Source organism: Kribbella sp. NBC_00662 (assembly GCF_041430295.1).
In the GTDB taxonomy this organism is placed as follows: domain Bacteria; phylum Actinomycetota; class Actinomycetes; order Propionibacteriales; family Kribbellaceae; genus Kribbella.
The window spans coordinates 1,691,746-1,710,672 of sequence record NZ_CP109029.1; the positions used below are offsets into that span (position 1 = coordinate 1,691,746).

General features: G+C 67.6%; 18 protein-coding genes and 1 pseudogene. 11 read left to right on the forward strand and 8 right to left on the reverse strand.

From position 1 onward, the window contains the following. Positions 1-124: 124 nt before the first annotated feature. The gene (locus OHA10_RS08575) at positions 125-346 is read right to left on the reverse strand and encodes a hypothetical protein (protein ID WP_371405632.1); all 222 of its coding nucleotides are present in this window, start codon (positions 344-346) and stop codon (positions 125-127) included. A gap of 132 nt (positions 347-478) precedes the next feature. Here OHA10_RS08575 and OHA10_RS08580 point away from each other — a divergent pair, with 132 nt between their 5' ends. After that, the gene (locus OHA10_RS08580; RefSeq protein ID WP_371405633.1) at positions 479-745 is read left to right on the forward strand and encodes a hypothetical protein; all 267 of its coding nucleotides are present in this window, start codon (positions 479-481) and stop codon (positions 743-745) included. A gap of 77 nt (positions 746-822) precedes the next feature. Beyond that, on the forward strand, positions 823-2,235 hold the full coding sequence (locus OHA10_RS08585; protein ID WP_371405634.1) for a glycoside hydrolase family 43 protein: 1,413 nt from the start codon (positions 823-825) through the stop codon (positions 2,233-2,235). Positions 2,236-2,238: 3 nt separating this feature from the next. Here OHA10_RS08585 and OHA10_RS08590 read toward each other — a convergent pair whose 3' ends face one another. From OHA10_RS08590 to OHA10_RS08610, 5 genes are all read right to left on the reverse strand, one after another. Next, the gene (locus tag OHA10_RS08590) at positions 2,239-4,266 is read right to left on the reverse strand and encodes a hypothetical protein (RefSeq protein WP_371405635.1); all 2,028 of its coding nucleotides are present in this window, start codon (positions 4,264-4,266) and stop codon (positions 2,239-2,241) included. Positions 4,267-4,395: 129 nt separating this feature from the next. Next, entirely contained in the window at positions 4,396-5,154 is a 759-nt protein-coding gene (locus OHA10_RS08595) for a hypothetical protein (protein ID WP_371405636.1), read from the reverse strand. Between the two features lie 44 nt (positions 5,155-5,198). Next, positions 5,199-6,020 (reverse strand): carbohydrate ABC transporter permease, encoded by an 822-nt coding sequence (locus tag OHA10_RS08600; RefSeq protein ID WP_371405637.1) that lies wholly within the window; start codon positions 6,018-6,020, stop codon positions 5,199-5,201. After that, on the reverse strand, positions 6,017-6,895 hold the full coding sequence (locus tag OHA10_RS08605; RefSeq protein ID WP_371405638.1) for a carbohydrate ABC transporter permease: 879 nt from the start codon (positions 6,893-6,895) through the stop codon (positions 6,017-6,019). The genes OHA10_RS08600 and OHA10_RS08605 overlap by 4 nt, the downstream gene beginning before the upstream one ends. Next, entirely contained in the window at positions 6,892-8,169 is a 1,278-nt protein-coding gene (locus OHA10_RS08610) for an ABC transporter substrate-binding protein (protein ID WP_371405639.1), read from the reverse strand. The genes OHA10_RS08605 and OHA10_RS08610 overlap by 4 nt, the downstream gene beginning before the upstream one ends. A gap of 291 nt (positions 8,170-8,460) precedes the next feature. Here OHA10_RS08610 and OHA10_RS08615 point away from each other — a divergent pair, with 291 nt between their 5' ends. Next, a complete protein-coding gene (locus OHA10_RS08615) occupies positions 8,461-9,174 on the forward strand; it encodes a hypothetical protein (protein WP_371405640.1) in 714 nt (237 codons plus the stop codon). A 91-nt stretch (positions 9,175-9,265) separates the two neighbouring features. Next, complete coding sequence (locus OHA10_RS08620; protein ID WP_371405641.1) at positions 9,266-9,982, forward strand: hypothetical protein; 717 nt, start codon at positions 9,266-9,268, stop codon at positions 9,980-9,982. Here the strand turns inward: OHA10_RS08620 and OHA10_RS08625 are convergent. Then, positions 9,979-10,722: an ArsR/SmtB family transcription factor gene (locus OHA10_RS08625; protein WP_371405642.1), complete on the reverse strand. Its 744-nt coding sequence runs from the start codon at positions 10,720-10,722 to the stop codon at positions 9,979-9,981. The two genes, OHA10_RS08620 and OHA10_RS08625, sit on opposite strands and share 4 nt — an antisense overlap. A 57-nt stretch (positions 10,723-10,779) precedes the next feature. Here OHA10_RS08625 and OHA10_RS08630 point away from each other — a divergent pair, with 57 nt between their 5' ends. Then, positions 10,780-11,922, forward strand: coding sequence for an MFS transporter (locus tag OHA10_RS08630; RefSeq protein ID WP_371407914.1), 1,143 nt, complete (start codon positions 10,780-10,782; stop codon positions 11,920-11,922). 116 nt (positions 11,923-12,038) lie between these two features. Further along, positions 12,039-13,037 carry an IS481 family transposase gene (locus OHA10_RS08635; RefSeq protein ID WP_371407915.1) on the forward strand — a complete coding sequence of 333 codons (999 nt, stop codon included), beginning with the start codon at positions 12,039-12,041 and terminating at the stop codon, positions 13,035-13,037. A 127-nt stretch (positions 13,038-13,164) separates the two neighbouring features. Here OHA10_RS08635 and OHA10_RS08640 read toward each other — a convergent pair whose 3' ends face one another. Then, positions 13,165-14,754: a serine/threonine-protein kinase gene (locus OHA10_RS08640; RefSeq protein ID WP_371405643.1), complete on the reverse strand. Its 1,590-nt coding sequence runs from the start codon at positions 14,752-14,754 to the stop codon at positions 13,165-13,167. Between the two features lie 61 nt (positions 14,755-14,815). On the opposite strand from OHA10_RS08640, the gene OHA10_RS08645 reads away from it, so the two are divergent. The 5 genes and pseudogenes from OHA10_RS08645 to dhaM form a co-directional block, all read left to right on the forward strand. After that, positions 14,816-15,376 carry an RNA polymerase sigma factor gene (locus tag OHA10_RS08645; RefSeq protein ID WP_134110310.1) on the forward strand — a complete coding sequence of 187 codons (561 nt, stop codon included), beginning with the start codon at positions 14,816-14,818 and terminating at the stop codon, positions 15,374-15,376. Positions 15,377-15,418: 42 nt separating this feature from the next. Continuing rightward, a complete protein-coding gene (locus OHA10_RS08650) occupies positions 15,419-16,654 on the forward strand; it encodes an MFS transporter (RefSeq protein WP_371405644.1) in 1,236 nt (411 codons plus the stop codon). Between the two features lie 214 nt (positions 16,655-16,868). Continuing rightward, positions 16,869-17,873: a dihydroxyacetone kinase subunit DhaK gene (dhaK, locus tag OHA10_RS08655; RefSeq protein WP_371405645.1), complete on the forward strand. Its 1,005-nt coding sequence runs from the start codon at positions 16,869-16,871 to the stop codon at positions 17,871-17,873. Positions 17,874-17,875: 2 nt separating this feature from the next. Further along, positions 17,876-18,499, forward strand: a complete 624-nt coding sequence (gene dhaL / locus OHA10_RS08660) for a dihydroxyacetone kinase subunit DhaL (protein ID WP_371407916.1) — start codon at positions 17,876-17,878, stop codon at positions 18,497-18,499. Further along, positions 18,496-18,906: pseudogene (gene dhaM / locus OHA10_RS08665) on the forward strand (dihydroxyacetone kinase phosphoryl donor subunit DhaM); the annotation flags it as partial. The gene dhaL and the pseudogene dhaM, both read left to right, overlap by 4 nt. Positions 18,907-18,927: the final 21 nt, after the last annotated feature.

Below are 18,927 nucleotides of genomic sequence, written 5' to 3' on the forward strand. Positions count from 1 at the left end.
GATCGAGGAACTTGACGTACTTGAAGGCCCGGTACGCCGCGTAGATGGACGCCATGACGGACGTCGCGTCGCCTGTGTGCCGTCCGATTCGCCGAACATCGCCCTAGTGGGCCGGGCGGCGGGATCACGCGGCGACAGTCTCGCTGATCCTTGACGGAAGCGTGCCGGCGGCAACTGCCTGGTCGAGCGCGGCGAGCTGGGAGCAGGCGAGCGCGATCGCTTCGGCCTGGGTGCGACAGCCGTCGACGTACCAGAAGGGATCGTCCGGCTGACGATCGTCGGCGTCGTCGATGTCGGCGTACCAGCAGTCGTGCCGGTAGTGCACGACCCGCACCTTGAGCTTCATGTGCGGTGAGACGCCATACCTCCGAACCGGGTTCCTTTCGACCTACATCGAAAGGGTCCCGGGACCGGAACCCGGCGATCTAGCGTCTCGTCGCAGCAGACATCAATTCGATCGACAACGAGGGAGCGATCCATGGGCCTGTTCGGGGAGAAGAAGCCGCCGAGGGCAGTGCGGAAGGCGGAAGCCAGGCTCGACGCGGCCGAACGCCGTCGCGACGACACCGCGGAGAACGCCAGGGAGATGCGGCAGCAGATGCGCGGGACGTCGCAGATCCACCAGACCATCCGGTCCGGGAACGCCGCCAACCGCAGCGCGGAGAAGGGCGTGAAGAGAGCCACGAGGGACTACAACAACGCAGTCAAGAAGGCGGCCGAGAAGCAGGCGAAGAAGGGCCGCTGAAGGGTTTACAACGTTGGCAAAGAGCCAGTAGAACGTTGATCGAGACTGGTCCGCCCCCAGGTTTCGAGAGGTGTGTCATGAGGTCCTTCCGTGCCGCAGTGACCGCAACAGCCGCCGTACTGCTCACCGGCGTACTGGCGCCGGCCGCACCAGCAGCCGAGAAGCAGGAGACTGCAGTGTCCTCGCAGACCTTCCGGAACCCGGTGAATCCGTCCGCGGATCCGTCGCTGATGTTCTACAACGGCAAGTACTACGTCGCGACGACCCGCGGCGACCGGATCGGGATCTGGTCGTCACCCAGCCTCGCCACCCTGCTCGTGCAGCCGGAGCAGGTGGTGTGGCGGGACTCGGACACGACTCGCAACACGCAGATGTGGGCGCCGGCGTTCCGCCACGTCGGCGGCCGCTGGTACATCTACTACACGGCCTCCGACGGCGTCGACGCCAACCACCGGATGTACGTCCTCGAGTCGGCCGGCCACGATCCGCTCGGTCCGTACTCGTTCAAGGCGAAGATCGCGGACTTCGGCGAGTACGCGATCGACGGTGAGCCGATCACGGTCAACGGCCGGCAGTACTTCGTCTGGACCGGCCCCGGCCGCGGTCAGGGCGGACCCGCACAGCTGTACATCGTCCGGATGAGCAACCCGTGGACGTCCGTCGGCGACCGGGTCGCGATCCCGGCGGACGGCGGCTGCTCTGAGGTCCGGGAAGGGCCGACGCCGCTGTACGGCGCGACGCGTACGTTCCTGACCTACTCGACGTGCGACACCGGCAAGCCGGACTACCAGCTGTGGATGAAGAGCATCGCCAACGGCGCCGACCCGATGGTCGCGTCGAACTGGGTCCAGCACGCCGGCCCGATCTTCTCCCGCAACGACGAGACCGGCGTCTGGGGTCCCGGACACCACTCGTTCTTCAAGTCGCCGGACGGGACCGAGGACTGGATCGCCTACCACGGCAAGAACACCAGCACCTACACCTACTCGTTCCGCACGACCCGCGTCCAGAAGATCACCTGGAACGCCGACGGCACACCGAACCTCGGCCGGCCGCTCGCGGCCGGTGCCACGCAGAACCTGCCGTCCGGCGACCCCGGCTCGTCGAACTACTGGATCAACGACACCGACAGCACGGTCGAGTACGCCGGGAGCTGGACCTCGGGATCCGGCTGCGGCAACCAGTGCTTCTGGGGTAACGACCACTGGAGCGGGCAGACCAACGCGACCGCGACGATCCATTTCACCGGCACCCGGGTCGCGCTGCTCAGCGTCGCCGACACCGGCAACGGGATCGCCGCGATCTCCGTCGACGGCGGTCCCGAGCAGCGCATCGACTACTACAGCTCGATCCGCGTCGGCGAGCAGTTGATGTACATCAGCCCGACGCTCGCCGCCGGCGCCCACACCTTGAAGGTGCGAGTCACCGGCGACAAGAACCCCGCGTCGGGCAGCACGGTCATCAGCCTCGACCGGATCGAGGTCTACTGACGGTCAGGTACGACGGACGGCGAGCCCGTCGACCTGGTAGACCTTGCCCGCGACCCGCGTCGTCAGCAGGACCGACCCGGTCAGGAAGCTCGCCGGTACCGGCAGCGGGATGACGGCCTGGTACTCGGTCGTTGCCTTGTACAAGTTCACGGCGCCGACGTACTTGCCGTTGTAGTAGACGTTCAGCCCGCCGCACGTGACGCACTTCGTCGCGATCAGGAACAGCCGCTTGGCCTGCACGCTCCGCGAGACGGAGATCGCCTTCGCAGTCGTGACGGTCGCGGTGCCGAGGTAGTACGCACGGTTCGAGGCGCGCACCCAACCCTTGGCGGCTCCCATCAGACGGTCGTCCGAAGGCCGCGAGAAGCACTTGTCGGCGGTCCATGCCGACAGGTTGCCCGCGACGTCACGCGCCCGGACCGAGACGCAGTACTCGTAGCCCGCCGCGACGCCGATCGCGACCGAGGTGGCCGTCGTACCTGACTTGACCGCGGCGTACGCGCCGAAGTTTCCTGCGGTCGGCGCGATCCGCCACCTGACGTCGTACGACGCGACGCCGGTGTCATCGGAGCCCGCGTAGGTGACCGTGGCCGTAGCGGCCTTGGTGACGTCGAAGGTCGGTCCGGTCACCTTGGCGCTCGGGGCGGTGGTGTCGACGGTCAGCCAGCGAACGGCCTCGGTGCCGCGTCCGCCGTCCTCGACGCCCCAGATCCGCAGTACGTGCCGGCCGGCGGCGACACCGGTCTTCTGGAACGGCGACGCCGGGCACGGCGCGGTCTTCATGCCGTCGAACTCGCAGCTCACGTAGGGATTGACCAGTCCGGTCGTGTCGAAGGGCAGCGACAGGTTCGGCCCCACCACGGCCGCGGACGGCTTGATCGTGAGCCGCGGCCCCTGCCAGACGGCCGAGTTGACCGTCTCCCCGGCCGGCGGGACGAACAGCTCCACGTTCGCGTACGGGCGTCCGTCGTTGACCGGGATCTGCTGGAGGGTGCTGGCCCCGGAGTCGGTCCGGCGGGCGACGAGCAGGAGGTTGGACTTCGCCCAGCTGATCGAGTCCCCGCTCGTGCCGTACGAGGGCGCCGGTACAGGGGTGCCGCCGGCGACCGGGATCACGTTCACCGAGGTGTTCTTGAAGTAGGCGATCCACAGACCGTTCGGTGACGCGACCGGGTGCTGGGCCAGCTCGGTGCCGGCGTACGTGGTCAGGACCGCACCGCCGGCTTTGGCCTGGACGCGCTGCAGTTTGCCCGTCACCTGGTCCTTGACGATCAGCGTCTGGTTGTCGGGCAGCCAGGACGGCGCGGCCAGGTTGCAGCCGACCCGGACCGGCGTCCCGCCGGTAGCGCCGATGATCTCGATACAGGAGGTGCCGCTCTGTTCGCGCTCGAAGGCGATCCGGGTGCCGTCGGGTGACCAGGACTTCTCGGTGATGCCGCTCGAGCCGTCGAGGATCTTCACCGGTTGCGCGTGTGGTACGACGGCAGAGACGGTCCACAGGCTCGTCTGCCCCTGTGAGAAGACGACCTGCCGTCCGTCGGCCGACGCGGCGATGGCCTTGTCGACCTGCTGCGTCGGGCCGGACGTGGCGAGCGGGATGACCTGGGTTGCCCCCTGGACGGCGATCTGGCCGAGGAACGTACGGCTGACGCCGTCGGTCGTCACGGTGTGCGCGACGGTGATGGCATCAGTCGGCGCGGCGGTCGGAGCGCCCGGCACAGTGTCCGCCGGGCCGGGAGTGCTGGCCGGTCCCTCACCGTCGGCATTCACCGCGGCCACGGAGTACGTCGCACCCGGGAGCCGCTCGGTGTCCTGCCAGTTCAGCTTGGTCGGCGGCACCGGGTACGTGGTCTCGGTGCCGTTCACGTTGCGGTGGACAACGAAGCCGGTCAGACCGGTGCCTCCGTCGGCCGGCAGGTTCCAGGCCAGGTCGATGCCGGTGAAGGTGCCCTTCACCCGAACGCCGGCCGGCACCGAGGGAACGGCGGCAGCCTGTTCACCCGACGCCATGGCCGGAGCCGCGACGGTCATAGTCAGTGCCGACAGAACGATCGGCGTGGCGATACGCAGAAGAACGCTACGCAAGGGAACCCCCGGAGTCAGAATGGGCGAACCGATGCGCACCCGTTGATGTATCGAGCCAGGAGTCCGGACATTACATCAAACGAATGTCTTGACGACGGTGCGACCGTTGATCAACAGGAAATGGCCGTCGTTCCGGATCTGTACGACGGTTCCGGCCCGGCGGCTGTCGTAGCCCCAGGTCTCGTCGCCGTCGCGGTTCAGGGTGTCGAACCGGCCGTTGCTGTCGATAGAGGCCCTGGACTCCGGCCATCCGGTCTTGCCGGTGCTCCAGAGCACGGTCTTGCCGTTCTTCAGGAAGACCAGGTTGCCGTTCGCAAGCAACTGGAGCGTGTAGACGTGGTTGGTCGAGTACATCGTCACGTCACGTCCGAGGCTGTCCGGCGCCCGCAGCAGCGCATTGGGCATCAGTGTCCCGATCACCATGTGCCGGTTCCAGACCGCTTTGCCGCGGGTGTTGTAGATCCCGAGCAGGCCGGTGTTCGGCAGTACCAGCTTCGCCTGCGGACTGGCGGCGCCCATCGACCAGATCGCGGTCCGGCCGTAGATGACCCGCATCACGCCGTCCGTGCCCATCACGAGCACGGCCCCCGGCCGATAGGTGTTCGTCATCCACAGCGGAGTACTGGTGCCGCGCTGGAGCAGCGTGACGTTCCCGTTGCGCTGCATGGTGAGCGTGTAGACGCCGCTCGCCGACTTGATGGACTGCACCGCCAGCAGCTTCTGGCCCGGCAACAGCGTGTCCTTCACCGCCGCCTCGGCCGGCGTGCCGGCTACTACAGCCCCTCCCAGCATCGCCCCGACGGCCAGCAGCCCGGCCAACAACCGACGTACCATTTGCCTCCCCCTTCGTGGATGGACAGTGTCCTTCACGAAGGAGGTCATCCCTTCAGCCCGGACGCGAACCCGCGGATGACATAGCGCTGCAGGATCAGGAACAGCAGCAGGATCGGCAGCGCGGCGAGAATCAGCCCGGCGGCGACCAGCCCGTAGTTCGACGTGTACTGGTTCACGAACGCGAACACCCGGACCGGCACGGTCTCGTGGCCGGAGCCGCCGAGGTAGAGCAACGGGGTGAAGAAGTCGTTCCAGATCTGTACGGCGTTCAGGATCAGGACCGTCCCGGTGATCGGCCGGAGCAGCGGGAAGATCACATGCGCGAAGGCCTGGAGATGTGAGGCGCCGTCGATCAACGCGGCGTTCGTGTAGTCGGCCGGGAGCGACCGGATGAAGCCCGTGTACAGGAACACCGTGAACGGCAGCTGGATCCCTGTGTAGAAAAGGATCATTCCCTGATAGGTGCCGAGCAGCCCGAGATTGTCGACGAGTTGGTACAGCGGGATCATCCCCAGCTGGAACGGCAGGATGATGCCGACCAGGAAGAGGATGTAGAGGCTGTAGCTCAGGCGCGTCGCCGTACGGGCCAGGAAGTACGCCGCGAGCGAGCCCAGCGCGATCAGCAGCAGCACGCTGACGACCGTGATCAGCGTGCTGTTCAGCAGGGCCGAGCTGAGCCCGGCCGACCGCCAGGCCTCGCCGAAGCTCCCCACGCTCGGCGGGTCCGGCAGCGACAACGGCCGGTTCGCGATCTGCTGGGGATCCTTGAACGCGAGCGTGACGAGGACGTACACCGGGAACAGGAACCCGATCGCGACCGCGATCATCACCAGTTCCAGGACGAACGTGCGCGGGCGATACTTCATGCCGCCGTCTCCCTCGACCTCAAGTACCCGATCTGCACGAACGACACGGCCGCGACGAAGATCGCCAGGACCAGCGCGACCGCGGTGCTGTAGCCGAACTTCCCGAACACGAACGCCTGCTTGTACAACACCGTCGACAACGTGTCCGTCGCGTATCCCGGCCCGCCGTTCGTCATCGCGATGATCTGGGTGAACAGCGTCAGCCCGCCCACCGTCGACAACATCACATTGATCGTCACCGCCGGCGCCAGCAACGGCCACGTGATGTGCCGGAACCGCGCAACCGTACCCGCGCCGTCGACCATCGCGGACTCGTGCAGCTCGGCAGGCACGCCTTCCAGTCCCGCCAGGAAGATCACCATCGAGTACCCCGCGCACTGCCAGATCACCGTGAACGCCACCGACCACAACGCCAGCGACGGATTCCCCAGCCAGTCCTGCCGCAATCCACCGAGCCCGACCGCCCCGAGCGCCGCGTTCAGTCCCGCGTCCGGCGCCGGGTTGTAGACGAACTTCCACAGGAACGACACCATCACGGGACTCACCACCACCGGCGCGAAGAACACCAGCCGCAACGCCATCCGGCTCTTGATGCTGGTGTGTACGCCGAGCGCCAGCAACAGCCCGATCCCGTTCTGCACGACGACGATCGCAACCGTCAACAGCAACGTGTTACGCAACGCCCCGAGCGCCTGACTGTCATGCACAAGCTGCTTGAAGTTGTCGATCCCGACGAAGGTCTTCGCGTTCCCGACCCCCGACCAATCCGTGAACGCCGATCCCGCCCCCGCGATACTCGGGTACAGCACCACCACGGCGTACACGAGAATCGCGGGCACCGCGAACCACCACGGCGGGGCAATACGTACTCTCATGCTTTCTTCCGGTAGGCCTCGTCCATTTTCTTCAAGGCGGCGTCGACGGTTGTTTTGCCGCCGAGGAGTTCCTGGACGACGGCGAAGTGGGTCGGTTGTACTTCGGCGTTCGGCCAGCGCTGGTCCATGAACGGGACTGCCTTGTTCGCCTTCAGGGCGGGCAGGAACAGGTTCAAGGCGGGGTCGACCTTCGCGTCGCCGTACAGCGGGACGCAGGAGACGGCCTCGGCCCAGGTGTTCAGGTTCTCCTGCTGGCCGCAGTAGTCGAGGAAGGACTTGGCCTGGTCGGACTTCTTGCTCTTCGCGCTGACCGCGATCCCGACCACCACGCCGGCCGGAATCCAGTTGTCGGCGGCAACATCCGTGGCCGGGAACGGGAACATCGACAGGTCGTCCGGCGTCTGCGACGCGGCCCGGAACGCCGACAGGACGGCGGACACCTGGACCGCCATCGCGGCCTTGCCGGTGGCAACCATCGAGGTCGCCTGCTCGTACGTCGTACCGTTCGGGTTGTCGTTGAAGAAACCCTTCTTCTGCAGCTCGAGGTACTTGTTCATCGCGTCGACCCAGCCGGAGTCCGCGAACGAGGCCTGGCCGGCGAGCATCTTGTCGTCGAAGTCGGGGGTCTTGGCGTAGACCGTGCCGGGGACCAGCGCGTACGGGATCAGCTGGGTGATCCACGGCGTCTGCGCGCCGAGCGCGATCGGGACGATGCCCTTCGCCTTGAGCTTCTCGCAGACCGACAGCAGCTCCGACCAGGTGGTCGGCGGCTCGACGCCGGCCGTCGCGAACGCCTTCTTGTTGTAGATCGCGCCGAGCATGCTGGAGCCGGGCGAGTAGATGTACGTCTTGCCGTCGCTCTGGAACGCGCCCTTGAAGCCGGCCGGGATCTTCTGCGTCCAGGACTGGTCGCTGAGGTCCGCGAGCAGTCCGGCCTTGGCGAGCTGGGCCATCGACATCGCGCTGCCGTTGCCTGGGTACACGACGTGTACGTCGGGTGCGTTACCGCCGCCGAGCTGGGTGCGGAGCGCGGTCTGCACCTGGTCGGCCGGCGCGAACGAGAGGTTGAAGTCGAAGCCGGAGTGCGACGACTTGTACGCGTCGAGCACCTTCCGCAGACCGGCTTCCTGGTCGCCGACGCCGATCACCCTGAGCGTGCCGCCGGACGACGACGAGCCGCTGCCGCCGCCGCAGGCTGCGAGCGTCCCGACCGCCGCGGCGCCGCCCATCAACTGGAGGAGCCGCCGTCGGCTGACGGACTGATCGAGTGCCATGGGTCCTCCTGTGCGCCGACATATCGGCGAAGTCTGTGAAGTAACCGCAGGATCGTGTTACTTTCGTCACGCGGGACGCTACGGACGGCCCGGGAGACTGTCAAGACCTCATTGAAAGGATTCAGTCGGGATCGGTGCGAAAAGGTCTCTGCCGGGCTTTTGGGCGGGTGCCCGCCTGTCCTGAGAAGATGGCGCTGTGCCCGTGACCGCCTTCCCAGCTCCGGCCGGTACGCCGTACTCCGTATCGCTGCCGGGCGGTCCCGTCGTGTCCACCCACGGACCGGTGCAGGCGTGAGACGAGTCCTCCTGGCCGGCCTTCTGCTGCTGGCCCTGGCGCTCGGCGTCGGCGGTGGCTACTACACCGGCGACCGCTTGGACGCCCCGGAACCGACCGCTTCGGGCACAGCAGGACCCTTGGGCGCCGTGTCGGAATCCCCGTCGCCGACCCCGAGCGAGCCGTCCCTCCCGGTGAAGACCCCGGTCCCGAGCAACCTCGAGCCGCTCGAGCCAGGCCTCGACTACATCCGCCACACCTTCACCGTCACGCCGCAGGACGAACCCTCTGTCCAGCTCTCCGTCGAAACGCCACAGGGCTGGAAGATCACCAGAGATCCGAAGCGGCCCCAAGAAGTGAAGTACCTGGACGACCAGAAGGAGCGTGGCGTCCGTATCGAGGCGGTCGAGCCGGTCGACACCACCCCCGCGGCCGCGATGGCCCAGCTCATCGTCGACCTGAAGAAGAGCCAGGCACCGGAGAACGACGTACAGATCGTCAGTCAGACCAACGCCACGATCACCGGCGAGGACGGCGATTCCCGTCCGGTGGCGACGCTGGTCTACACCTACATCCCGGGCGAGACGCTGCGCTACGTGATCGTGCGCTGGATCGCGATCGACGGGCAGTTGACCAACGTCGAGATGAGCATCACCGGGATTCCCGAGGACGCCGCGGCCCTCGACGAGGTGCTGCAGCACGCCTCGACGTCGGTCCACGAGGTCGGCTGAGCGCTTTCACGGAATTGTTATCTGTGGGCATGCAACCTGAGACTGGGCTCAGGTGTCTTCTGTTCAGTAGGGAACCGGGGAAGGTGGGGGCGTGAAGAGGACGATGTCGCGGCGCGCGCTGCTCGGCGCCGGCCTGCTCACGCTGGCCGGAGTCGGTGGCGCCGGCGGGTACGGCGTCGGCCTGTTCCTCACCGACGAGCCCAGCCTGGCCGGTACCGCGGCACCGCTTCCGATGGCGGGCACTCCGGATCCGTCGGCGACGCCGTCCACACCGGCCCCGCCGCCGAAGAAGATCGTCCCCGACGACACCAAGGCACTGGACAAGGACGACCTCCAGTACCGGGTCCGTGAGTTCACCGCGACCAGCGTCGTACGCTCGGTGGTCCGCCTCAAGGTGCCGCGGGACTGGAGCTTCACACAGCCCGATCCGCCGAAGATCGGGCGCTACACCGATCCGACCAGCAAACGCTGGATCCGGATCGAGGCTGGGTTCACCATCCGCCGGGCGCCCGCCGATTCGATGGCCCAGCGGCTCACGGACCTCGCCACGGTCCCTGCCGCCCAGATGCTGTCGATCAAGTCTCAGACGGTGGATCCGGACACGAACGAAGCGACGCTGGCCTACACCTACGTGCCCGAGAACTCACTTCGCTACGTGATCATCCGCTGGGTCGCCAACGACGAAGGCCTGTGCACGTTCGAGATCGCCGTCACCGGGCTGCCGCAGGACAAGGATGCGATGGAAGACATCCTCGACCACGCGGCCAACTCGGCCACGCGGGACGACTCACCGTTGGGCTCCTCCTAGCCTCCGAGCAGCCCGGCAAGGGACTGCTGGCCGGTGTCGGTGAGTTCTACTGCTCGTTGGTTCGGCCGGCGGCGGAGCCAGTTGTTGGCGAGCAGGCTGTTCACGACGGAGGCTCCTAGCTGGCCGGACAGGTGGTGGCGCTGTTCGCTCCAGTCGACGCAGAACCTCAGGAGTTGGCGGCGGGACGGCTGGTCGGACAGGTCCACGCCTAGCTCGGCGAAGACCTCCTTGGCGTGAGGACCCAACGCATACGGGCCATCCGGGAGTTGTGCGGCCAGCGGGTCGTCCGGACGGCGTTCTGCGCCGACGCCGCCATCAGTGCGGGTCAGCGCGTCCCGGCGTACCAGACCGTCCAGCAGGGCCACGCCGAGGCGACCGGCGAGGTGGTCGTAGCAGGTGCGGGCTTCGCGGAGTGCTGCGGCACGGGTGCTCTGGCGGAGTGACTTGATCGGTAGGGGTTTCGCAATGCGGGCCAGGGCTTCTACTGCCTCGGCCACCTCCGGTCCGGATAGCTTGTAATACCTGTGCCTGCCGGAGCGCTCCACCGCGACCAGACCTCCGTCCAGCAGCTTGCGCAGGTGGCCGCTGACGGTCTGTGGTGACACGCCGGCTTCCGAGGCGAGCATGGAGGCGGGCAGCGCGCGGCCGTCCGCCAGCGCCATCAGGACCTTCGCCCGCGCGGGCTCGGCCATCAGGCCGGCGGCGCGAGCCACGTCGGCATCTCCGCTCATGTACTCCATGCTCAAACCGTCATACTTCGACGCAACCCGAAGTGTTTCGGTGCGAACGTGGAAAGCATGCTTCTCGCGTTGCTGTGTGTCGGAATCTTCCTGATCCAGCTCGACGTGACAGTGGTCAACGTGGCGCTGCCGACGATCCGGACCGGTCTTGACACCAGTGCAGCGGGGCAGCAATGGGTCGTGAGCGGCTACATGATCGCGCTGGCTGGGCTTCTGCTCGTCTGTGGCGCACTGGGCGATCGCATCGGCCACCGCCGTACTGTGCTTACCGGGCTGACGGTCTTCGGCTGCGCGTCCTTGGTGTGCGGGGCTGCACCGAACATCGAGTTCCTGATCGCGGCACGCGCACTCCAGGGCGTCGGTGCCGCTCTGCTCCTGCCGAGCACGCTGGCCGTCATCACCGATCAGTACGTCGACAGCGCCGCAAGGGCCCGTGCTGTTGGGATCTGGGCCGGTGCGGGCTCTCTGGCGTTGGTCGCCGGGCCTGTCCTGGGAGGCGTACTGGTCAACGGACTCGGCTGGCGTGCGGTGTTCCTGATCAACCTGCCGATCATCGCGTTGGTGCTGCCAATGGCTTGGCGGATGGTGCCGCGACGCCGGACTGCTCGCCGCGAGACACACATCCGGTTGCGCGTCGGCCCTGCGTTCGTGGGTGCCAACCTGGTCTCCGGCCTGATGAATCTGGTTGGTCTAGGCACGCTCCTCGCGCTGACCCTTTATTTACAAGAGCATCTGGACCAATCCGCACTCCGCGCCGGTCTGGAGCTGCTGCCTGTTCTGCTGCCGCTAGCTGTTCTCGGTCCGGTATCAGGCCGCATCACAGCTCGGTACGGCTCTCGCCTGCCGATGTCGTTCGGCCTTGCTCTCGGGGCTATTGGCTCGCTCTGCCTGCTGATCGTTCGCCCCGGCAGCCGTTACGGCGCAATCATTCCCGTGGAGGTCTGCCTGGGCATCGGCATGGGTCTGCTGACCGCTGCGGTAGTGCACGCGGCCATCGCGGCACTCCCCCCGGACCGCGCCGGGCTGGCCAGTGGCGTCAACAACACGGCCAGACAGGCCGTCGGTGCAGCGGGCGTTGCGCTCTACAGCGCAGTACTGAGCCGCTCCTCGACCTTCACCGCAGGGCTCCACACCCTTGCCTGGGTGGGCGGCGTTCTGTGGGTGGTTGCACTCGGCATCACCTGGCTGACGGTCGACTAGTTGTGATGTCCAGGGAGGTTGTTCATCGGGTGGGCGGTGAGTCGGTCTGACAGGTGAAGGCCTCCGGTTGTGAAGTGGAGCTGTCTAGGAACCACTTCACCAACCAGGAGGCCTTCGTGTCCCACGTTAACGCGACCCTGACCCCACGCACGCGGCTGAGACTGGCGCGTCTGGTGGTCGAGCAGGGCTGGACGTGCGCGGCTGCGGCGAAGATGTTCATGGTTTCTGCCCGGACGGCTGGCAAGTGGGCCGAGCGGTACCGGTGCGAGGGGCCGGCCGGGATGGCCGATCGCAGCTCGAGACCGCACCACAGCCCAGCCAAGACACCACCGCAGACTGTGCGTCGAATCGTGGGTTTGCGGTGGCGGCTGCGGCTCGGCCCGGTCCAGATCGCCGGCCGTGTCGGCATGCCGGCCTCGACCGTGCACGCCGTACTGGTGCGCTGCCGGATCAACCGGCTGGCGCGCATCGACCGGGTCACCGCCGAACCGCTACGCCGCTACGAGCACCACCACCCCGGCTCACTCATCCACGTCGACGTGACCAAGTTCGCCAACATCCCCGACGGCGGCGGCTGGCGCTACCTCGGCCGCCACCAGGGCAAACGCAACGCCCAGCACACCGCCAGGACCCGCACCGGCTACACCGACAAGTACCACGCCAACATCGGCACCGCCTACCTGCACACCGCCATCGACGACCACTCCCGCGTCGCCTACATCGAGATCCACACCGACGAGAAAGCCGCCACCGCGATCGGCGTCCTACACCGGGCGATCACCTGGTACGCCGACCGCGGCGTCACCGTCGAACGTGTTCTGTCCGACAACGGCGCGGCCTACCGCTCCCGCGCCTGGCTAGCCGCCTGCCAGGAGCTCGGCATCAAACCCAAGAAGACCAGGCCCTACCGCCCACAAACCAACGGCAAAATCGAACGCTTCCACCGAACCCTGGCCGACGGCTGGGCCTACGCCCGCTTCTACACCTCAGAAAACCAACGCCGAGCAGCCCTACCCGGCTGGCTCCACTTCTACAATCACCACCGACCCCACAGCGCAATCGGCGGCCAACCACCCATCACCCGACTAACCAACGTCCCTGGACATCACAACTAGTCGACCGGCCAGATGGTGCGGAAGATCGTTGAGCGCAGCCGAAGGAACCTACGACGAGCAGACTGCATCAGCGCCGGCGACGGCCGCAGCCGTTCGGTCGGAAAACGCATGGGGGACTTCCTCAGCCCTAGTACTTCACCGAATCGGCGATCTCGGCAGCACGGGCGGCATCTGGCGTGATCACCTGGACGAGCATCGAGCCGCCGTCCCCGCGATCGACGACCCGTTCGAACAGGACCATATCGGCCCCGGCGCATCCACTGGAAATCCGGTCCGTGGTCGGCCGGTCATTGAACGTACCCGCGTACGTGGGGCCCGGCTTGCACCCGAGCGCCTTGTTGTCGGGCAGGGCGAGTTTCGAACCCGCCAGGCCGATGAACACGCCCGGCGTGTTCGGCGACCAGTCGGCGTCCCGGCTGACCCGGAACGCGGGCGACCCGGCCTTGCTGCCCGGCGCCAGCCAGTTCGTCTGGGCGATCGACTTCGCCCAGGCCCGCGGCAGCGTCACCTGGAACTGTCCCTCCGAGACCACGATCGCCTTGCGGCTGGACAGGTACCACTGGCCGGCGTACCCGGCGCCGCCGCCGACCACCAGGGCCAGCAGGGCGGCGACCACCCACCGGCCGCGCTTCCTCTTGCGCTTCGGCGCGGGGGCAGGCTCGACCTTCCCTGTCGGCTCTGTCGGCTCTGTCGGCTCTGTCCGCGCTGTCGGCCCTGTCGGCGATGTCGGCTCGTCGGCCGCGGCAGGCGCTTCGACGACGACGGTCTCCGCCTCCACCGATTCCGACGGCTCGGCGAGCTTCACGATCGTCGGCTGGTTCTCGTCGCTCAGCGCGGTCTTGGCGCCGAGGTGGTCCGTGTCGACGGAAATCACTTCGCGGATCGACAGCGGGAAGTCGTGCGTCGTCTCGTCGAGCCCGCCGACGAGCTCCCGCGTGAACGACTGGACGTCCGGCCAGCGCTTCTCGCGGTCCGGGTCCAGCGCGCGGACGATCGCGGCGTCGACCTGCTCGGGCAGTTCGAACCCGAGCGAGCTCGGCGGCGGGGCCACCTCGACCCGGCTGGCCGCGCCGAGCCCGTCGACCTGGTGCGGGGATCGGCCGGTGAGAGCGGCGTACGCGACCGCGCCCAGCGAGTACTGGTCGGCGCGCTGGTCCAGCCGCTCACCCAGCGCCTGCTCAGGAGCGACGTACGACGGGGTGCCGCCGGGCATCGTGATCCTCGACACCTCGTCGAGGGACTTGCCCAGACCGAGGTCCGACAGGACAGCCCGCTCGCCGTCGTCCGTACTGCGGAACAGAACGTTGGCCGGTTTCACGTCACGGTGCAGCAGACCGCGCCGGTGCAGGGCTTGCAGGCCGCGACCGACCTGGACCACCACGTCGACGGCCTCGGCCAGCGGCAGAGGGTTCTTCTTCAACCGGTCGGCCAGCGTGCCGCGATCGGCGTACGTCAGAACCAGGAAAGGGCGGCCGTCCTCCAGTTCGCCGACGTCGTGCACCTGGACGACGTGCTCGGACTCGACGCGGCGCAGGAACCGGCCTTCCTCGAGGAACCGGTGCCGGACCGAGTCGTCGTGCGCCCAGTTGTCCGCGAGCACCTTGATCGCGACCTCGGCGTCCAGTTGCTCATCGTGAGCGAGCCATACCGTAGCGAAACCGCCTGAGCCCAGGCGTCGGCGCACGACGTAACGCCCGAGTCTGGTTGGGACCCCCATACAGGGCATTATGGAGTACTGGAGTGTCCCGTGCCGGGGCCGATCGAGAGCAAAGGCGCAGATGAGCGAAAGCACCAGCCCGACCGACGACCTCGCAACCCTCGCGGAGCAGGCGCAGGCGGGTGACAAGAACGCGATGGACGATCTGCTGCGGCAGGTCTACCCCCGCGTCCTGCGGATCTGCCGCAGCGTCCTGCCGTACTCCGCCGACGCGGAGGACGCCGCCCAGGAAGCGCTGCTGAACATCGCCACCAAGATCAACACGTACTCCGGCCGCAGCAGCTTCTCCACGTGGGTCCACTCGGTCGCGGCCAACTCGGCCCGCTCGACGTACCGCAAGCTCAAGCGCAGCGCTCAGGCCGCGCACAACCCGGAGCAGATGGAGAAGCCGGACCCACGCACCACCAGCGTCATCGCCGGCACCCGGCTGGACCTCCTGGAGGCGCTGGAGACCCTCGAGCGCGACCGACCCCAGATGGTCACCCCGCTGGTGCTGCGCGACGTCTACGGACTGTCGTACGAGGAGATCGCCGCCGAGGTCGGCGCACCGCTCGGCACGGTCAAGTCCCGGATCCACGACGCCCGCGAGGTCGTCCGCCCGCTCCTGCGCCCGAAGGACTGATTTCCCCGGGCTGTGGCCTAGTCCAGGCATACCCTCCGAGTTATGTCCGCCCGGGGGTTATTGCACAACGGTGACTATCTCAAGCTGCTGACCGGCCAGACGATCAGCTCCATCGGCTCGTCGATGAGCTCGTTCGTGTTCGTGCTGCTCGGCCTGGCCATCACCGGCTCCCCGGTTCAGGCCGGCCTGATCGGTACGGCGAGTGCGCTCGGATCGACTCTGATGTCACTCCCCGGCGGTGCGCTCGCCGACCGCTGGAACCGGCGCCGGATCCTGATCGGGTACAGCCTGTTCGGGACCGTGCTCTACGGCTCGGTCGCGGTCGCCGGCTGGCTCGACGTACTGACGCTGCCGCATCTGATCGCCGTCAGCCTGCTCAGCGGGGCGGGCTACGTCCTGTTCATCCCGGCCGAGGCCGGTGCGCTGCGGCAGATCGTCGACCCCGACGACATCGGGACCGCCCTCGCCGCCAGTCACGGCCGGCAGAACCTCGCGGCACTGATCGGGGCTCCGCTCGGCGGCGCGCTCTACTCGATCGGCCGCGTCATTCCGGTGGCGGTCGACGCAATCTCGTACCTGGTGATGACCGTCATGCTGTCGACGATCCGGCACCCGCTGCCGGCCGCCGAACCCGACGGCGACAAGCACGAGCCGATGCTGAAGGCGATCCGTTCCGGGCTGACGTGGATGTTCCGGCAGCCCGCGCTGCGCACGATCGCGACCGTCGCGACCATCCTCAACTTCGCCGCGAACGGCACGTTCATCGTCCTGATCCTGAGCATGCAGCAGCGCGGCGTACCGACACCGGTGATCGGGTTGCTGGAGACCGGACTGGGGGTGGGGGGCCTGGTGGGAGCGATCGCCGCACCCAAGCTGCTGGCGAAGTTCAGCACCGGCAAGATCACGATCACGTCCAGCTGGATCACCAGCATCACGTTCGGCGCGACGGCGTTCACCACCCACGCCGCCGTACTGATCGTGCTGCCGGCGCTCGCGATCTTCCTGCTCCCCGCGCTGAACTCCGGCCTGTTCGGCTACCAGATGCTGATCACCCCGGACAACCTGCAAGGACGTGCGCAGAGTGCGGTGATGTTCCTCGCGAGCAGCACCAACCCGCTCGCGCCGCTGCTCGGCGGCCTGATGCTCGAAGGGTTCGGCGCACGGACGGCGCTGCTGGTCTTCGGCGCGTTGCTCGCGCTCGCCGCCGTACTGCTCACCCTGAGTCGTCCGATCCGGTCGATCCCGTTGCTGACGGAGGTGTCCCCCACCCCGGCCTGACCGCCGCCCACCACCCCACCCGCCTTGGATGGGTTCACCCATCGCGTGGTGGGTTCGCCCATCGCGTGGTGGGTTCGCCCACCGGCACACGGCGTGCGAACCCACCACACGGTGGGTGAACCCATCTCGCGGCGGAACGAGGGAGCGAGGGGGCAGGGCGGTGGGGGGTGGTTGGGGGGTCCCGTTCTGGGCGGGCGTGTGCTCAGATGGGGTCATGAAGAAGCTCATCAACGACCCAGGTGATGTTGTGAGTGAGGCGCTGCGGGGGATGGCGGCAGCGCATCCGGATCGGTTGCGGGTGGATCTGGAGAACCGGATCGTCTACCGCAAGGACGCGCCGAGGCCGGGCAAGGTGGGGCTCATTTCCGGCGGCGGGTCGGGGCACGAGCCGATGCACGGCGGGTTCGTCGGGCTCGGGATGCTGGACGCCGCCTGCGCGGGCGAGGTGTTCACCTCGCCGGTGCCGGACCAGATGATGGCAGCGACGAAGGCGGTCGACGCGGGCGCCGGCGTACTGCACATCGTGAAGAACTACACCGGTGACGTGATGAACTTCGAGATGGCGGCCGAGCTGGCCGCGGCCGACGCCGGTACCGAGGTGCTGTCGGTCGTGACGAACGACGACGTCGCCGTCCAGGACAGCCTCTACACAGCAGGTCGTCGCGGCGTCGGCGTGACCGTGCTGCTGGAGAAGATCGTCGGTGCGGCCGCCGAGGAGGGTCAGCCGCTGGCCCAGGTCGCGGATCTGGCCCGCCGGGTCAACGACAACGGCCGCAGCATGGGGATGGCGCTCACCTCGTGCACGGTCCCGGCCGCGGGCAAGCCGACGTTCGACCTGGCCGACAACGAGATGGAGGTCGGCATCGGCATCCACGGCGAGCCCGGCCGGCAACGGTTGCCACTGGCACCCGCGAAGGACATCGCCGCGATGCTGGTGGACCCGGTGGTCTCCGATCTGCCTTACCAGCAAGGCGATTCGGTGATTGCCTTCGTCAACGGCATGGGCGGTACGCCGCTCATCGAGTTGTACCTCATGTACAACGAGGTGGCCCAGCTGCTCGACCGCGCCGGTATCACCGTCGCCCGCTCGCTCGTCGGCAACTACATCACCTCGCTCGAGATGGCGGGCTGCTCGGTCACGCTGTTGAAGGTGGACGACGAATTGGTACGCCTCTGGGACGCGCCAGTGAACACCCCCGGCCTACGCTGGGGCGCGTGAGCATGGGAGTCGATTCCTTCGTCAACTGGCTGCGTGACACCGCGGGCGTGCTGCACGAGAACGCGGCGTACCTGACCGAGCTCGACTCGGCGATCGGGGACGCGGATCACGGCGCCAACATGGATCGCGGATTCCAGGCGATCGTCGCGGTGCTGGACGAGACGTCGTTCGACAGCGCCGACGAGCTGTTGAAGAAGGCCGGGATGACGCTGGTCAGCAAGGTCGGCGGGGCGAGCGGGCCGCTGTACGGCACGTTCTTCCTGCGGTTCGGGACCGCGCTGGCCGGCGTCTCGCCGATCACCGCCGAGGCGGTCGGCAAGGCGCTGCACGCGGGTGTCGAGGGCGTGCTCGCCCGCGGCAAGGCGGAGCCCGGCGACAAGACGATGTACGACGCCTGGGCGCCCGCACTGGAGGCGTATGACGCTGCCGTGGCGGGTGGATCCGAGATCGGTCCGGCGCTGACCGCGGCCGCGGAGGCCGCGGCGAAGGGCCGGGATGCGACGATTCCGCTGGTCGCGCGGAAGGGACGGGCGAGCTATCTGGGTGAGCGGAGCGCCGGTCATCAGGATCCCGGGGCGACCAGCACGACGCTGATTCTGGAGTCTGCGGCCCGAACACTCGCATGATCGGGATCGTGGTGGTGTCGCACAGTCGCGCGCTGGCTGATGCGGCGGTCGGGCTCGCCTCGGAGATGGTTGCCGAGGACAAGCGTCCGGTGATCGCGGTCGCAGCCGGGTTGGACGCGACGACGTTCGGGACCGATGCGATGGCGGTGTCCGAGGCGCTCGCTACTGCGGACAGCCCGGATGGCGTGCTGGTGCTGCTGGACCTCGGTAGCGCTGTGCTCAGCGCGGAGATGGCGCTGGAGTTCGTGGATCCGTCGGTCGCGGAGCACGTGCGGCTGAGCAGTGCGCCGCTGGTCGAGGGGTTGGTCGCCGCGGTTGTGACTGCTTCTACTGGTGCATCCCTCGACGCTGTGGTGGCCGAGGCGGAGCGCGGTCTGGTCGGGAAGCGGGATCATCTCGGGCATGCACCGGCCGTTGACGCGACTCCG

Bases quoted from the DNA above. Each gene is read 5' to 3' on its own strand.
- OHA10_RS08575 (WP_371405632.1), bottom strand. From the start codon at position 346: ATGAAGCTCAAGGTGCGGGTCGTGCACTACCGGCACGACTGCTGGTAC.
- OHA10_RS08580 (WP_371405633.1), top strand. From the start codon at position 479: ATGGGCCTGTTCGGGGAGAAGAAGCCGCCGAGGGCAGTGCGGAAGGCG.
- OHA10_RS08585 (WP_371405634.1), top strand. From the start codon at position 823: ATGAGGTCCTTCCGTGCCGCAGTGACCGCAACAGCCGCCGTACTGCTC.
- OHA10_RS08590 (WP_371405635.1), bottom strand. From the start codon at position 4,266: ATGACCGTCGCGGCTCCGGCCATGGCGTCGGGTGAACAGGCTGCCGCC.
- OHA10_RS08595 (WP_371405636.1), bottom strand. From the start codon at position 5,154: ATGGTACGTCGGTTGTTGGCCGGGCTGCTGGCCGTCGGGGCGATGCTG.
- OHA10_RS08600 (WP_371405637.1), bottom strand. From the start codon at position 6,020: ATGAAGTATCGCCCGCGCACGTTCGTCCTGGAACTGGTGATGATCGCG.
- OHA10_RS08605 (WP_371405638.1), bottom strand. From the start codon at position 6,895: ATGAGAGTACGTATTGCCCCGCCGTGGTGGTTCGCGGTGCCCGCGATT.
- OHA10_RS08610 (WP_371405639.1), bottom strand. From the start codon at position 8,169: ATGGCACTCGATCAGTCCGTCAGCCGACGGCGGCTCCTCCAGTTGATG.
- OHA10_RS08625 (WP_371405642.1), bottom strand. From the start codon at position 10,722: ATGGAGTACATGAGCGGAGATGCCGACGTGGCTCGCGCCGCCGGCCTG.
- OHA10_RS08630 (WP_371407914.1), top strand. From the start codon at position 10,780: ATGCTTCTCGCGTTGCTGTGTGTCGGAATCTTCCTGATCCAGCTCGAC.
- OHA10_RS08640 (WP_371405643.1), bottom strand. From the start codon at position 14,754: ATGGGGGTCCCAACCAGACTCGGGCGTTACGTCGTGCGCCGACGCCTG.
- OHA10_RS08645 (WP_134110310.1), top strand. From the start codon at position 14,816: ATGAGCGAAAGCACCAGCCCGACCGACGACCTCGCAACCCTCGCGGAG.
- OHA10_RS08650 (WP_371405644.1), top strand. From the start codon at position 15,419: ATGTCCGCCCGGGGGTTATTGCACAACGGTGACTATCTCAAGCTGCTG.
- dhaK (WP_371405645.1), top strand. From the start codon at position 16,869: ATGAAGAAGCTCATCAACGACCCAGGTGATGTTGTGAGTGAGGCGCTG.
- dhaL (WP_371407916.1), top strand. From the start codon at position 17,876: ATGGGAGTCGATTCCTTCGTCAACTGGCTGCGTGACACCGCGGGCGTG.